Source organism: Halobellus ruber (genome assembly GCF_014212355.1).
Lineage (GTDB): Archaea > Halobacteriota > Halobacteria > Halobacteriales > Haloferacaceae > Haloquadratum > Haloquadratum rubrum.
On sequence record NZ_JACKXD010000005.1, the window covers coordinates 133,190 to 148,054 of the forward strand.

General features: G+C 67.6%; 13 protein-coding genes. 9 read left to right on the top strand and 4 right to left on the bottom strand.

Annotated elements, in window-relative coordinates:
* The first annotated feature begins 289 nt into the window (after positions 1–289).
* From H5V44_RS13815 to H5V44_RS13825, 3 genes are read left to right on the top strand one after another with little or no spacing between them, the layout of a single operon-like run.
* On the top strand, positions 290–787 hold the full coding sequence (locus H5V44_RS13815) for an SHOCT domain-containing protein (RefSeq protein WP_185193721.1): 498 nt from the start codon (positions 290–292) through the stop codon (positions 785–787).
* Positions 788–842: 55 nt separating this feature from the next.
* Positions 843–1,937 carry an AAA family ATPase gene (locus H5V44_RS13820; protein ID WP_185193722.1) on the top strand — a complete coding sequence of 365 codons (1,095 nt, stop codon included), beginning with the start codon at positions 843–845 and terminating at the stop codon, positions 1,935–1,937.
* A gap of 3 nt (positions 1,938–1,940) precedes the next feature.
* Positions 1,941–2,546, top strand: a complete 606-nt coding sequence (locus tag H5V44_RS13825) for a protein sorting system archaetidylserine decarboxylase (protein WP_185193723.1) — start codon at positions 1,941–1,943, stop codon at positions 2,544–2,546.
* Between the two features lie 24 nt (positions 2,547–2,570).
* Here the strand turns inward: H5V44_RS13825 and H5V44_RS13830 are convergent, their stop codons facing one another.
* Positions 2,571–2,987 carry a hypothetical protein gene (locus H5V44_RS13830; protein WP_185193724.1) on the bottom strand — a complete coding sequence of 139 codons (417 nt, stop codon included), beginning with the start codon at positions 2,985–2,987 and terminating at the stop codon, positions 2,571–2,573.
* A gap of 116 nt (positions 2,988–3,103) precedes the next feature.
* A complete protein-coding gene (locus tag H5V44_RS13835; protein ID WP_185193725.1) occupies positions 3,104–4,093 on the bottom strand; it encodes a TIGR01177 family methyltransferase in 990 nt (329 codons plus the stop codon).
* Between the two features lie 133 nt (positions 4,094–4,226).
* Here H5V44_RS13835 and H5V44_RS13840 point away from each other — a divergent pair, with 133 nt between their 5' ends.
* Together H5V44_RS13840 and grpE are read left to right on the top strand one after the other, a co-directional pair.
* Positions 4,227–5,159: a hypothetical protein gene (locus tag H5V44_RS13840; protein WP_185193726.1), complete on the top strand. Its 933-nt coding sequence runs from the start codon at positions 4,227–4,229 to the stop codon at positions 5,157–5,159.
* Between the two features lie 63 nt (positions 5,160–5,222).
* The gene (gene grpE / locus H5V44_RS13845) at positions 5,223–5,951 is read left to right on the top strand and encodes a nucleotide exchange factor GrpE (protein WP_185193727.1); all 729 of its coding nucleotides are present in this window, start codon (positions 5,223–5,225) and stop codon (positions 5,949–5,951) included.
* An 89-nt stretch (positions 5,952–6,040) separates the two neighbouring features.
* On the opposite strand, the gene H5V44_RS13850 is transcribed toward grpE, so the two are convergent.
* Positions 6,041–7,564, bottom strand: a complete 1,524-nt coding sequence (locus H5V44_RS13850) for an Hsp70 family protein (protein WP_185193728.1) — start codon at positions 7,562–7,564, stop codon at positions 6,041–6,043.
* Positions 7,565–7,675: 111 nt separating this feature from the next.
* Positions 7,676–8,860, bottom strand: coding sequence for a vWA domain-containing protein (locus H5V44_RS13855; RefSeq protein WP_185193729.1), 1,185 nt, complete (start codon positions 8,858–8,860; stop codon positions 7,676–7,678).
* 139 nt (positions 8,861–8,999) lie between these two features.
* On the opposite strand from H5V44_RS13855, the gene H5V44_RS13860 reads away from it, so the two are divergent.
* The 4 genes from H5V44_RS13860 to H5V44_RS13875 all read left to right on the top strand — a co-directional run bounded on the left by H5V44_RS13860 (position 9,000) and on the right by H5V44_RS13875 (position 14,857).
* Entirely contained in the window at positions 9,000–9,947 is a 948-nt protein-coding gene (locus H5V44_RS13860; protein WP_185193730.1) for a hypothetical protein, read from the top strand.
* A 123-nt stretch (positions 9,948–10,070) separates the two neighbouring features.
* Positions 10,071–12,629 carry a tubulin-like doman-containing protein gene (locus tag H5V44_RS13865; protein WP_185193731.1) on the top strand — a complete coding sequence of 853 codons (2,559 nt, stop codon included), beginning with the start codon at positions 10,071–10,073 and terminating at the stop codon, positions 12,627–12,629.
* Positions 12,630–12,934: 305 nt separating this feature from the next.
* Entirely contained in the window at positions 12,935–13,870 is a 936-nt protein-coding gene (locus H5V44_RS13870; protein WP_185193732.1) for a hypothetical protein, read from the top strand.
* Between the two features lie 33 nt (positions 13,871–13,903).
* Entirely contained in the window at positions 13,904–14,857 is a 954-nt protein-coding gene (locus H5V44_RS13875; protein WP_185193733.1) for a hypothetical protein, read from the top strand.
* Positions 14,858–14,865 lie beyond the last annotated feature (8 nt).

Below are 14,865 nucleotides of genomic sequence, written 5' to 3' on the forward strand. Positions count from 1 at the left end.
TGACTTTTCCATCCGCCAGCGGTCCGTTTTCGATTTGACGCTACTAACTTACGAACTGTCGCCGGGGAAATCAAATACAGCCAGTGATCACGGACCGTACAGATGCCCTTGCGCTTGTTACTCTGATGACTTAATTGAACACTATAGTAGCGTTTGCAACTGGTTGCACATCCGATCGCACGCCGTCGTGCGATCGAGTTGAGCGAAGACTTGCAAACGCTGCTATAGCGTCCGATCCCTCCCGTCGCTCCGACGTGGGTTTTTCATCGACCGGCCGCGTACGACAGGTATGCAGGACGGCCGCGCCCCGGGCTCGGACCAGCCCCACGAGCCGTTCGCCGACGCCGATGACCCCGTCGTTGGCGCCGTTGCGCTCCTGGTGCTCGGAGCGGGACTGGGGTCGCTGTTCGGCCTCCCGGTGCTGAACGCCGTCGAGTTCTGGGTGATCTTCGCCATCGGATACGCGGTCGTGGTTCCGCTGACGGCGCTGCTCCGCGGGCGGGTCGCCGACACGGGGACGGATCCCCCACGCGACCGATCCAGGGACGCCGAACGGGCCGACTCCCGGGGTATCGACGACGCCGGGGCAGACGACGTCGACGCCGCGCTCGAACGCCTCCGGGATCGCTACGCCCGCGGCGACCTCTCGGAGGCGCAGTTCGAGCGGAAACTGGAAGCGCTGTTGGAGACGGAGACCCCGGAGGACGCCCGCGAGCGGCTGGACGGAACGCGGAACTCCGAGGCACGCGCCGGGGACGCCGCGCGGGAGCGCGAACGGGATCGGTGACCGATCCGCCGCGAAGGGGGGAGTTTCTTACCCTCCGACCGACTACCCGCTGTCGATGGACGCGCCCCTGTGGACCGAGACGCACGCCCCGTCGCTATCGGAGCTTCCCCAGTCGGAGGTCCGCGAGCGGCTCTCCCGGACGGTCGAGGAACCGATGAACCTCGTGGTCCGCGGCCCGCCGGGCGCCGGGAAGACCGCGGCCGTCCGGGCGCTGGCCGCCGCGGCCCACGACGACCCCGACGCCGACCTGATCGAGATCAACGTCGCCGACTTCTTCGACCGGACGAAAAAGCAGATCCGGGAGGATCCACGGTTCTCGCGGTTCCTCCAGGGCCAAACCGAGTTCTCGAAGCAGTACCGCCGCGGGGAGGGCCGGAACAAGTACAAACGCGACTGGTCGAAGCGGGATATGATCTCCCACATCATCCAGGAGATGGCGTCGTACCAGCCGGCCTCGGGGTCGTACAAGACGGTGCTGCTCGACAACGCCGAGACCATCCGCGAGGACTTCCAGCAGACGCTGCGGCGGGTGATGGAGCGGCACCACCGGAGCACCCAGTTCGTGATCGCGACGCGGCAGCCCTCGAAGCTCATCCCCGCGATCCGGTCGCGGTGCTTCCCGATCCCGGTTCGGGCGCCCTCGACCGACGAAACCGAGGCGGTGCTCGCGGACGTCGCCGACGCCGAGGGGGTCGACGCCGAGCCGCTGGCGCTGAACCTGATCGCCTCGAAGGCGGGCGGGGACCTCCGGTATGCCGTCCTCGCGGCTCAGTACGCCGCCGTCGAGGGCGACGGCGAGATCACGGCCTCGACCGCCGAGACCGCCCTCTCCGACGTCGGCCACGACGACGCGCTGAAGGACGTACTCGACGACGCCGCCGCCGGGGAGATCCGCGACGCCCGGAAGACACTCACTTCGCTTTTGGACGACGAGGGGTTCGGCGGCCAGGAACTCCTCTCGGAGCTGCTACGGGTGGCCGACACCTACCCCGAGGAGTTCGGCGAGCGGAACATCGTGCGGCTCCACCGGCTCGCCGGGAGCGTCGATCTCGACCTCGCGGAGGGCAACGACCCGCGGCTCCACCTCACCCACCTGCTCGCGGCGTGGGCGGGCGGGCAGTCGGAACTCGACCGGGAGGTCGCCGTCTGACCGATGCGGTTTGCGCCCGGCGTCCGGCGGTTCGCGCTCCCCGCGTTCGGGGCCGCCGCGGTTTTGGCTATCGTGGCACCGCCGCTTTCGATCGTCGCGCTCGCGGTCGGGGTGTTCGTGGCGTGGTTCTTCCGGGATCCCGACCGCCGGCCGTCCGGTCCGGGGGTGGTGTCGCCCGCCGACGGGGAGGTATCGGTGGTCCGCACGGAAGGCGATCAGGTCCGGATCGGCGTGTACCTGAGCGCGACCGACGTCCACGTGACCCGTGCGCCGTTCGACGGCACCGTCGAGCGCGTCACCCACCGGCCGGGTGCGCACCGGCCGGCGTTCTCGAAGGCCTCCGAGCGCAACGAGCGCGTCGACGTCGACGTCACGACCGACCACGGCCCGGCAGAGGTGTCGTTGATCGCCGGCGCGTTCGCGCGGCGGATCCACCCCTACGTCGACAGCGGCGAGGCGCTCTCGCGGGCCCAGCGCATCGGCCACATCGACTTCGGGTCCCGAACGGACGTACTGCTGCCGCCGACGTACGACCGCGAGGACCTCCTCGTTTCGGAGGGCGACCGCGTCCGGGCCGGCGAGTCGATCCTCGCGCGCGGCGAGTCGTAGCGCGTCCGAGGGTTTCGCCACCGCTCACCCACAGGAGTGGTCCGGACGGTTCGTCGGACACGGGTAGGAGGTGTAAAAGGACACGTCGCGGTCGGCGGCGCCGTCCTCGATCGCGACCTTCTTGCAGATCCGACCGCGGTCGGTCCACCGGATCGTCTCGGGGTCGTCGCTGCCGGGGAGCCGGACCGACGCGGCGTACGAGATCGCCACGCTCGGCCACGTGCAGCCGAGGTGAATCCGGTCGCCGGCGTCGAGTTCGAGGGTTCGGTCGATCGCCGTCGTCCCGTCGGCGCGGAGCTCGAACTGGACGTTCACGGGCTCGTCGCGGCGGTTCACGACGAACACGTCGTAAAGACTCGTCGGCGTGGGGACGCCGAGGACCGCAGCCGCGAACGACGCGGCCGCGACCCCGCCGCCGACCAACAACTCCCGGCGTCGCATAGCAATGGTGTGACGGGTAGGAGAAATAAATCGGCCGGAGGTCGAAACGGGCGTTTGAGCCACCGACAGGACGTCGGTGTGCCACCCGCCGCCGTCACCTCATCCGTCCTCGCGGATCAGCCCCGCCCCAGCACGTGGACGTGGCGGGTCAAGGAGCCGTGGACCCGTCGCTCGAACCGCGCCTCGACCGTCCACCCGGCGTCGCGGGCGGCGTCCTCGTAGGACCGATCGCCGACGAGGACGCACGATGGCGCGACCCGGGCGGCCTCCCCGAGCGCGCCGCCGACAAGGGATTCGAGTTCGTGGCCCGCGACCTTCGACTGGCGGCCGTACGGCGCGTCGAAGACGACCGCGTCGGCGACGCCGTCGGCGAACGGCAGGGCGGTGGCGTCGCCGCGGACCACGTCCCACCGCGCGTCGGGCAGGAACCCCGCGAGGTTCTCGGCGGTCCCGCGGGCCATCTTCCATTGGGCGTCCGAGCCGAAAGCACGGGCGCCGATCAGGCCCGCTTCGAGCAGGAGCCCGCCGGTGCCGCACATCGGGTCGAACACCGTCGCATCGGGGAGTGCCGGCCCGGCCGCGAGGTTGACGTACGCCCGAGCGTCGACCGGGGCCATGCTCCCCGGCTGGAAGAAGGGGCGGTCGGTGGGGGCTCGCGACCCGAACGTCGCCGCCCGCTCGGCGACCTGCCACCCCACCAGACAGACGTCGTCGGCAAACACCGCCCGGAGTTCGTGGTCGGGGTCCTCGAGGTCGACCGCGAACCCGCGATCGACCAGGACGGTTCCCAGGTCGCGCTCGGCGGCCGCGGTGCTCACGTCGGCGCTCGACCGGACGTTCCGGGCCCGGACCGCGACCGTTCCGGTCCGCTCGATCGACGCGGCTTCCAGCAGCGCGGCCGCGTCGTCGGCGTCGGCGGCAGTCCGGCCGAGGAGTTCGGAGGCGCGGCGGGTGTACGCCAGCGTCGGTGCGCGGTCGACCCGGAGCCCGCGGGCGGTCGCCAGCCCCGGCGCGACCCGGTCGACCGCCGAGGCGGCCGCCCGCTCGGCTTCGAGCGCCGCGATCGGCTCGTCGGCGGCCTCCCCCGCGAACTCCAGGCAGTACACGCTCGGATCTCGCCCGCTGCCGCAATCAGCGTGTCGGATCCCGCGGCCGCGTCCGACCGGATATGCGGCCCCGCGCCACCGGCGGCCGGTTCCGACAGGTTTCCATAGCCGACCCCCAAACGGTGCGACACGAATGCGTTGGCGCGGGTCGGCCGATCCGGATCGGGGGGACGCCGCCGTTAGCCACGACTCGCGGTTCGAGTGGCGGTTCCGCGGGGAACGGTTCGGGATCGACGTGTCCGTCCCAGCGTACCTGTACCGGTACTACGACGATCGGTGGCGGACGCGCGAGTTCGGGACGTACGTCGTCGACCCGTTTCACGACGACGTCGTCGCCGCGGTCGCCGACGGGATCGAATCGCGGGTCCGGGACCGGGGGTACGGCGACCGGGCGGTGACCGAGTGTGCGGTCCGCTTCGCGCAGTCGATCCCCTACGAACAGGACATCGTCACGACCGGTCAACCGGAGTACCCGCAGTTCCCCGTCGAGACGCTCCACTACGAGCAGGGGGACTGCGAGGACCTGAGCATCCTGCTCGGCGCCTTGCTCCGGGAGTTGGGCCACGACGTCGCGGTGCTCGCGCTCCCGACCCACTCGCATATGTGTCTGGGTGTCGAAACCGGGTGGGTGGAGGGGGCTCACGTCACTCACGACGGTGCCGACTACTACGTCGTCGAGAGTACGAGTCCGGGATGGTCGATCGGTGAACTGCCGCCGCAACACCGGGGGGCGTCGATCAGGCCACACCCAGTCGCCGACGTGCCGCTCCTTCTTCACCAGTGGGAGGCCGTCGAGAACGGCGACGGCACCGCCGAGGTCGAGGGGAGCCTCGTGAACTACGGCACGGGCAGCGCCGAGGACGTCTCCGTTGTCGCCTGGTTCGAGGCCCCCGACGGTCGGATCGGGGAGACGACCGTGCTCGACACCGAAGCGGAGGTCCTCCCGCGGACGTCGGTGTCGTTCGCCGGGCGCGTTCCGCTGCCCCAGGCGGGACGGTTACGCGGCCATCTGCAACTCCGCCTCGACGGTGGGGTACACGACCAGACCGCGAGCGACTGGGAGTGAGGCGTCCGGATCGCCCGACGCCGGAGTGAAAGTTTGATTACCCGACGCGTCGTTGCGCCCGCTATGTTCGGTTCAGACGACGACGAGGAACCGTCTCGGTCGACCGACGAGGACGCCGACGGGACCGACGCGGGAGCGAACGACCACGCGAACCCGGCCGACGACCCCGACGAACGGTCGCCCGCCGGTGGGGAAGGCTCACGCGCCGGTGACGACGACGCGAGTCGGGACGGCGCGCACGACGAGGGCCCGGCCACCGAGGGGGAACCCGCAGAACCGGCTGACGGCCCGGACGACCGGGACCGACGGGCGGCGGTGGACGAGCGGCTCCGGGAGGTGGAAACGCGGCTCACGGAGCGGATCGGGGACGTCGAAACCGCAATAGCGGCCAATCGTGAGCGGATCGACGAGTTGGAGTCGGGGCTGGCGGACCATCGTCGACGGAGCGAGAAGGAACGCGAGGAGATCCGGGAGTTCGCGGTCGAGGAGTTCGCCCGGGAGATGGTCCGGGTGAAAGACAGCCTCGAAACCGCGATCCAGGTCGAGGACCTCGACGACAGCGCGGCCGAGCGGCTCGAACTCCTCACAAGGGAGTTCGAGCAGGCGCTGTCGAAGGGCAACGTCGAGCCGATCGACGACTCCACCGAGGAGTTCGATGCGCTCCGGCACAAGATCGTCTCGAAGGAGCCGTCGCCGGACCACGAATCCAACGAGATCCTCGAAATCGCGGAGCCGGGCTACGCGATCGGTGACCGGGTGTTGCGGCCGGCGCGGGTGGTTCTGTCGGCCTGAACGCCGCGTAGGGCCGGGCGGCGCATCCTCGTCGGACGCTCCCGACCCGTCCGTAGACACACGGACGGCGCTCCCGGCGCCCGCAGGGATCACGCCTCGTCTTTCGTCCCGGTGATGTCCTCGGTGACCTCGCCCTCGATCTCGGCGTCGCTGGTCAACTCGTCGGCCTCGACCTGGAGGATGCCGTCCTCGTCGACGTAGAAGGTGACCTCGATCTGTGGCTTGCCGGCGGGCATCGGCGGGATCCCGGTCAGCCGGAAGTCGGCCAGTTTCGTGTTGTTCTCCGCGACCGGATCCTCGCCCTGGTAGACATCGATTGTCACGACGGTCTGGTTGTCCTCGACCGTGCTGTAGTACTCCGTGCCGTGGGCGTTCCCGAGGTTGGTGTTGCCCTCGATTATCGGGTCGAAGCTTCCGTCGTGGAGCCGCGTGCCGAGCGACGCCGGAATCACCTCGATGACGTCGATGTCCCCGGGCTTCCCCTCGATGTCGCCGCCCTCCTGGCCGCCCGCCTCGATGTTCACTTTCTCGCCGTAGACGGCCGCCCCCTCGGCGACGACCTGATCGGGATCGCGGCTCCGTTCGGGTTCCACGCCGGTCTCCTCCTCGACCGCGTCCCTGACCGCCGGGACGTAGGTCGAGCCGCCGACCAGAAGCACCATATCCAGGTCCTCTGCACCGACGTCGGCGTCGTCCATCGCCTTGGTGATTTCGTCGCGGACGGCGTCCAGTTCGTCGGCGATCAACCCCTCGAAGGTCCCGCGCGTCAGCGTCGTGTCGATGTCGATCGGCTCCCCGTCGACGATCCCCAGATACGACTTGACGACCTCGGTCTCCTCGTTCGTCGAGAGGTCGATCTTCGCGTCCTCGGCCGCCTTCCGGAGGTTCTCCTCTATCTCGGGGTCGTCCAGGGGATCCGCGCCGTCGACGTCGAGTTCGCCCGCCAGGTGCTCCATGATCGCACGGTCGAAATCGCGGCCGCCGAGTTCGTTGTTCCCCTCGGCCACCTTCACCTCGTATTCGGGCACGTCCCGATCGGTCTCGATCTCGATGATCGACACGTCCAGGGTTCCGCCCCCGAAGTCGAACACCAGCGTGGTGCCGTCGATCTCCTGGCCCTGCTTTTCGCCGTACGCGAGCGCCGCCGCGGTCGGCTCGTTGGTCAGTTCGACGCTGTCGAACCCGGCCTCCTCGCCCGCCCGTTTCGTGTTGCGCTTCTGGTCGGAGCTGAAGTACGCCGGGACCGTGATGACGACGTCGCTCACGGAGGCTCGGAGGTAATCCTCCGCGTCCCGCTTGATCTTCCCGAGGATCTCCGCGGAGATGTCGACCGGCGAGTGTTCGGTGCCGTCGACGACGAACTCGTAGTCCTCGTTGCCCATCTCCAGTTTGATCTCGCGTTTCGTCCGACCCGGACGTTCCGCGGCGAGGCTGTTGGCCCGCTTGCCGACGTCCACGCTGCCGTCGTCGCCGAAGGAGACGACCGACGGCGTGAGGTCGTCGCCCTCGTTGTTTTGGAGCATCTGCGGCTCGTCGTTCTCCAAGATCGCCATCCCGCTGTTTGTCGTCCCGAGGTCGATACCGAGGGTCTTCTCGGAGGTATCCCCACTCATCGTATCCTATACAGTACGGCTATCTCTTATGATGTTTTGGGTTCATATCCCGCCGCCGCCCCTCGATTCGGGTCCTCTCGCCCCGCTTAGACCCCCCGTTTGCGCGGCGGGTCACTCGGGATCGATCTTCGTCAGCCCGGACGTGATCGCCCCGCCCTCCTCCGTTTCCGCCTCGGTGAGCTTCCGGCGGAGTCCGGTGACGACGTCGTCCCACTCGTCGTTGGCGCGTTCGATCTCGTCGACCGTCTCCCGGACGTCGGTCGCGGAGGTCCCCGTATCCCGGAGGCCGGCCGACACCTTCGCGTCGGCGTGTGCGACCCTGATCCCTTCCGAGGCCGCAGTCACCGCCTCCGATGTCACGTACTTCACGTCGACGGACGCCTCGTCGAGTGGCTCCCCGGCGATCAGCTCGAACTCCGCGAGCCGGTACTCGATGCCGGGGTCCCGCGGCGGCGCGAGGAACCGAACGGTCACCGCGATGTCCTCGTCGGCGGTCAGATCCGGCAGCGGGATGGTGGCCGACTCGTCGCCCGCCGACACGTCTGTCGTCCGGGGGTTCGGGGGCGTCAGGAACGCCTCCTCCAACCGGAACCCCTCCCCGGTCCCGATCGCGAGTTCGGGGTTGCTCGCGACGACGGTCCCGGCCTCGGAGACGACCTCCCGGAAGAACGACTCCATATCCGTTGCGGCGGTCAGATGCTTCGGCGTCCCGTTCGAGCCCTCCGCGAGCGCGATCATCACGTCCTCGTTGTACGCCGCGCCGATCCCCGCCGCGACGATGGAGATGTCGTCGTCCGCGATGTCGCCGGCGAGCGATCGGTACTTCGATACCGGCGTGAAGTCCTGTCCGTCCGACAGCAGCACGATCCGGCGGGCGACCGCGGGACCGGCGTCGCCGAACTCCTGCCAGGAGCGTTCGAGCGCCTCGTAGACGTCGGTCCCGCCGCTCGCGACGAGCGAGTCGATCGCGTCGATCGCCGCCGACTCCGTGAGCGCTCCCCACGAGTCCATCGGAACAACCACCTCGGGGTCGGAGTCGAACCCGACGACGGCCAACTCGTCGTCGGGGTTCAACTCGTCGAGGACCCGCCTTGCGCCGCGTTTGGCCCGCTCGATCTTCCGGATGCCGTCCGCGTCGTCCGACCCCATCGAACTGCTGGTGTCGACGCAGAGGACGACCTGCCGCCGGGACGTCTTCGTCTTCCCGGTGGTCGAAAACGAGATCTTTATCGTCGGGCTCCCCCCGGACGGGGGAAGCGTCGCACTGTCCGCCGTGGCCGACAGACTGACCGTCATACTCACACGGTCGCCCGGGCCCCACATTAGTGTTGCCGGCGCAACCGTGCCGCGGCGATCATCCGCGTCGTCCCCGCCGCAGTCCCCCGATGACGGGGAAAAGCCTATCTGGCTTTGTGCGGAAGCCCCTGGTACGTTTATGTCATATCGTGCGTTCGCCGTCGTTCTCGCGGCTGTCCTTTGCCTCTGTTCCGCGCCCGCGGTCGTCTCCGCGGAGGTCTCGACGTCGGTACAGACGTCGTACGACGGGACCCAGCCCGACGCCGACCAGGCGGTGCAGGTCACGTACACGATCTCCCCGGAGGGTGACACCGTCAACAATCTCACCGTTGACCTCGACAGCACGTCCGGCAGCTTCATCGAGTCGCGCTCCAGCAGCTACACGATCTCGCCGGGCGGAGCCGGGGTGAGCGTCGAGGGACGACCGGGCGACCGGTACTTCATTCGCGAACTCAACCCCAGCGAGGAGGTCACGATCACGTTCCAGGTGTATCCGAAGCAGATCAAACGCGAGGAACTCGACGTGGCGGTCGTCTCCGCGGACTACATCCAGAACGGTCAGCAGCTCTCGCGGTCGGACACGGTGACGGCGGACCTGAGCGCGTCGCCGTGGTTCGCCCTCCAGACGTCGGAGCGGCGGGCCGACTCCCTCCAACGGCGGATCACGGGGATGCGAACCCTGATGTTCGGCGGGGCGGGCGTCGGCGTCCTCGGCGCCCTGGCGGCGTTCGGCACCCTCCTGTGGAAGCGGCGGGCGATCAGCGGGCTGAAACAGGACCTGAGCGACGAGTTGGACAAGCTGGCGACTCGTATGCAAAGCCAGGGGCTGGAAGACGGCAGCACCGAGCACAAGGAGTTCAACAGCTGGCGGCGCGAGATGGCCGACGAGTACGGGATCGACTTCACCGGCGGGATCGGACCGACCGAGCCCGCCCCTGGCCCCGGCAACCCGTTCGATGGGACGGATGACACCGACGAGGGCGGGTTCGGCGACGACACCGACGAGGGCGGGTTCGGCGACGACACCGGCGGGTTCGACGGCTCCGACGACGACACCGGCGGGTTCGGCGGCTCCGACGACGACTGAGCGACCCCATTCCCGTTCGATTGCCGGACGAGCGCACGGTCCGAACGGAGCGAGTCCCGGGCCGTCCCCCGATACCGCGGTAATGGGAAAAATTATCACGCCTTGGATGAATGGAGGTATCAAATGGCGGAGTTCACACCGACCGCGGTGATCGGGATCGGGGAGTCGGGGGCGCGAATGGTCTCACGGATCGACGAGACGATGCGGGAGGAAGGCATCGAGGACTCCCTCCTGCCGATCGTGGTCGACACGAAGAGCGACGAGATGGAGAACTACGCGTCGGCGGTCGGGGAGCGGAACCAACACGTCCTGCGTCACCCCGTCGACGACCTCTCGGAGCCGCTGCCGGAGCGGCCGTACCTCGATTCCGACGAGCGCATCCCCGGGGAGGGCGGCGCTCAGAAGAGCCGGTCGCTCGGGCGGTTCTACCTCGACAGCGAGGAGAACTTCGACCGGACGTACTACTTCTTCGAGGACCGGTTCGACGAGCTCATCAGCAGGCAACGGGACGGCATCCAGAACTTCGACGTGTGGATCGTCAACGCCTACGGCGGGGGCACCGGAAGCGGGGTCTTCCCGCTTCTGTCCGCGATCGTCCACGAGGTCTGTGGCGACGAGGTCGATCCCGCCGCCCGCATCCGGGGGATCGGGACCCTCCCGAAGTTGGTCGCCGACGACGTTGACGTGACCACCCCGGAACAGGCCCAATCCGTCCTCGTCGCCGACGAGGAACTGACGCTCGAAGGGCGGCCGGAGGGGGACAACCGGCATCGGCTGAACACGTATGGGGCCCTGCGGGACCTCCGGATGCTTCTGGACGACACCAACGACGGCCCGGTCAAGTTCGAGTTGTCGGCCAACTCCGACGTGTTCAAATACGGCGAACTCCGCCTGAACGGCAGCCCGTTCGACGATTACTTCCTGCTCGCGTTCGACGAGGAGAAGAACGGCCGGGAGACGTACCAGCGGGAGATCAATACCATCGTCGCGCAGCTGGTGTACTACATCGCGACCGTCGAGAGCGCGGAGGACTACCCGGAGGGCGTCGCGCTCTCGAAACTGACCGACCTCTGTACGATCGACGCGGCAATGCTCCAGTTCCCGACCGACACCGCCGCGGAGTACCTCTCGGCCAACCAGCGGCAGGGACAGATCGAGACCCTGCTCACCTACATCGAGCGCCAACAGGGGCAGTTCGCGGATGACCTCGACTACCTGAACAGCGTCCTGGCGCTCCCGCAGGGCCGCGTCCCCGACGAGGAGTCCTCGGTGGAGCAATCGACGGTCCGACTCACGCGGGAAGAGAGCCAGGTCGGCGTCAACGACTTCCCGATGGAGTATTTCGACGAGGACACCGTCCGCGACGCCGCCACCGACACCGCGAAGGCAATCGTCAACGAGCGCAAGACGAGCCTCCAGACGCGGTTCTCCCTCGCGCACCTCGAAATCGACGCGGACGGACTCTCGACGTTCGACGACATCAGCGGCGGACACGACCTCGTCACGCAGCCCCGACAGGACTTCCGCGGCGCGAAACAGCGGTTCTCCGGCGAGGACGACGAGGAGGCGGACGACACCCCGGAGCGCTGGGACGACCTCCGCTCGCTGGACGTCGAGACGGTCGTCGAGTACCTCTACTACGACCAGTTCGCAACCCGGGTCCGCGAGGACCTCCGGCAGGCGGAGTTCGACCTCGATCAGACCGTCTCGGAGCTGTGGGGGGAGTACGCCGACGAGTTCCGGGAGCAGTTCCCGCAGGAGTACGAGAAGTACCAGGGGGCCGAATCCGAAAAGCAGGCCGAAGGGCTCAGGCAGTTCCTCAACGAGCAGGTCACCGGCCAGAACACCGACGACGGCGGCCTCCTGGATTTCAACCTCAGCCTCGGCGGCTCCGACGCCGACGACTTCAGGGAGGACAAGAAACGGCTGAAACGGAAACAACAGGGGCTCACGACCGCGCGGAAGCGCCAGCGGGTCATCGAGGAGATCCGAAGCGACGTGAGCGAGGAACTGAAACGGCGACGCAACCAGATCGAGGACGCCGACGACGCCCTCGAGGAGTGGGCGGACCGCCTCGAAAGCCGGAAGGAGCAGGCGGAAAACCGGGCGACCGGGAAGCGGCAGCGGTTGGAGAGTTGGTACGCCGACCGGTTCGCGGATATGGAGGTCGCGAACGTCGACGGGTTGGAGCCGTCCGTGCTGCGGGCGCTCCGCAACAACGAGAAGACCGTCGACGAGCTCATCACCGACGGGATCCTCTCGGAGAGCCGCGTGACCGACAACATCAGCAGCCTCATCGGGAACCTCGACGAGCCGCTTGAGGATCTCGACGTCGTCGACTCCGACCCGACGTCGATCCTCTCGCTGCTGTACAGCGACGGGAACTCACAGGGGGTGTGGTTCGAGGAGTTCAGCCGGATCGCCAAGGACCGCAACATCGATCAGGCGTCGGAGAAGCGCGTCCACATCCGGAACAGCGCGGCGTTCTTCTTCCTCGCCGTCTACACGAACATCGACGTACGGAATATGAGCGAGTACTCGCTGCTCCACGAGGCCGCAGCGGACGACGTGGTGAGCGAGCTACTGGTCGGCGACCACCGCGACGCCCTGGAGAACCACCTCCAGCGGTCGATCGCGTACCCGGACCTGCTCGACCAGGAGTCGGAAGTCTCCGCGACCTGATATCCCCTCACGCTGCGGTCGTGGACCGCTCCCCCGGCCATACAACCGTCGTGACGTGTCCGCTTCCCGGCATAGACACCGCACCGGATTACCGGCCGTCGCAGACTCCCGCGGGCGATGACCCGTAACTACCCCGTATGAGGCCCTACGGACCCCGCAACGCGTCGGTCGAACGAAGTCCTCATTGCTCGTGCGGAGACGACCACACCGTCGAGCGGTCGGGTGGACGCGCTCGATACACCCCACAGATGGACCAGGCTTTCGACTGCGGGACCGGGGATCGGAAAAACGGGTGTGGATAGCCGATGGTACGGGACGTACTCCTCTTTTATCACACGCACACGCACGATTCCAACCGGTTCGAACGGAAGATCAGAGGGGTACAGATCGAGAGTCACGCCACCGATTACGTCCGCGTGGCCGATCGACTCCCCGCGGGACAGGATGCCATCTTCGTGAAGACGGACCACTGGCGGACCGACCCGGGGTACTTCGATCGGTTGGAAGCGAGACTCGAATCGCGCGACGTCGCGCTGAACCGATTCGAGGCTCACGTGTCCTTCGAGGTGACCGGCAGCCGAATAGCCGTCATAAACGGGCTCGAAGCGGCCGTCGGTCGCCGGCGCCACCACGTCACGATCTGCGGCGTGCCGGTGAACGAGGCGGTAACGTACACGACCCTCGATATCCCCTCACTCGGCGATGTCGCACGGGATGTCGCCTGGATCGCCCCCGCACACGTCGGGATGCCGTTCCACCGCTACCCGACCGACCTCGTGGGAGCGGTCTGTCGGATGGATGCCGAACCCGATATCGAGGTCGCGCTCGGATACGCGACGGGCTACGTTCGCGCCTACAATTCGATCGCCCGGAACGAGGTTCCATTCAGGACGACCGTCGGGGAGTTCTCCGAGGAGTTCGGGTTGTCGCTGCTTCCCGAACTGGACCTCCACGCATTCGTACCGGACGGATACTCCGGCTGCGGAATCGTTGACCGCGGAGCGATCGACGCGCTGTGCGACGGACGGATCCCGGTCTCCGACCTGTTTAACGCGGATCTCTTCCGTCCGAGCGACTGTCGCAGGGGACTCACACTGGGACAGTTCCTCCGAAACTACGCCGCCTTCCTCCCGCTCTTCGAGAGTGTGACGGACTACGATCTCTCGTTCAGCCGATCCCTCCCCGATCCCGAGTGGCTCCGTGACCTCGACATCCCCGCGAACACCGTCTCCCTGCGGTGACCGCCCGGATTCCGGACGGATGACCGACTGGATATGAACGGAGTTTATAACTGGAGCGGGACCCACGTCCCGCCCGTGAGCCGCTTCCGGAACAAACTCCTCGCTGCGGTCCCGGTCGCCCTACTCGGCTACCTCTCGCATAGGACACGCCTCCGTGGACTTCTGTTCGATCGGCCTGCGTTGCGTACGAGGGATTCGTGGCGTCGGATCTCCTCGACTCCCGGTGCGGAGAACGGATACTCCCCCCAGGGGATCACTTACGCCGACGACGAGCTACTGTTCACGAACCACTGGCACGGCGACCGGAGCTGTCTCTATCGGCTCGACCCGAAGACCGGCGATATCGAGGCTTCCTCGATGATGCCGAGCGAAGCCACCCACACCAGCGGGCTGGCGTGGGACGACGAATCCCTGTGGGCCGTCGACCACGGGAGTAACTACCTCTACGAGTTGGATCCCGAGGCGTCGCTATCGAGCGACCGAGTCCACGTGAAAGACACGTTCGAGACGGGTCTGAGCGGGTCGTCCGCGCTCACTCGAATCGAGGTGGACGGGGACTCGTTCCTGGCGCTGTCCGATTTCCTGTGGACGATCGAGACGGATCTGCCGCTTCCGCTGGGTACTGCGAGGACGTACGTCTTCCGCCCCGAGGAGTTGGGGCCCGGCCGTACGGTTCCGGAGTGTGCCGAGTTGACGTACTCGAACGGCGGGTACAGCCAGGGACTCGCGTGGGACGGCGAACATCTGTTCGAATCAGTCAACGTCATCGGCACCAATCGGATCGACATCAGGGACGTGGCCGGCGGACTGCGGGGGAACGGCCGAAGCGCCGACCGTATCGGGAGCCTCGAAGCCCCCGGCTACTTCGTGGAGGATCTGACGACCGACGGGTCGTCGATCTGGACCTCCGACGAGCACTCGTATTCCCTGTATGAACTCCCCTCACTCGACAGGATCGTGCGGCGCGCGCTCCCAGTACCGGAGTGAACACACCC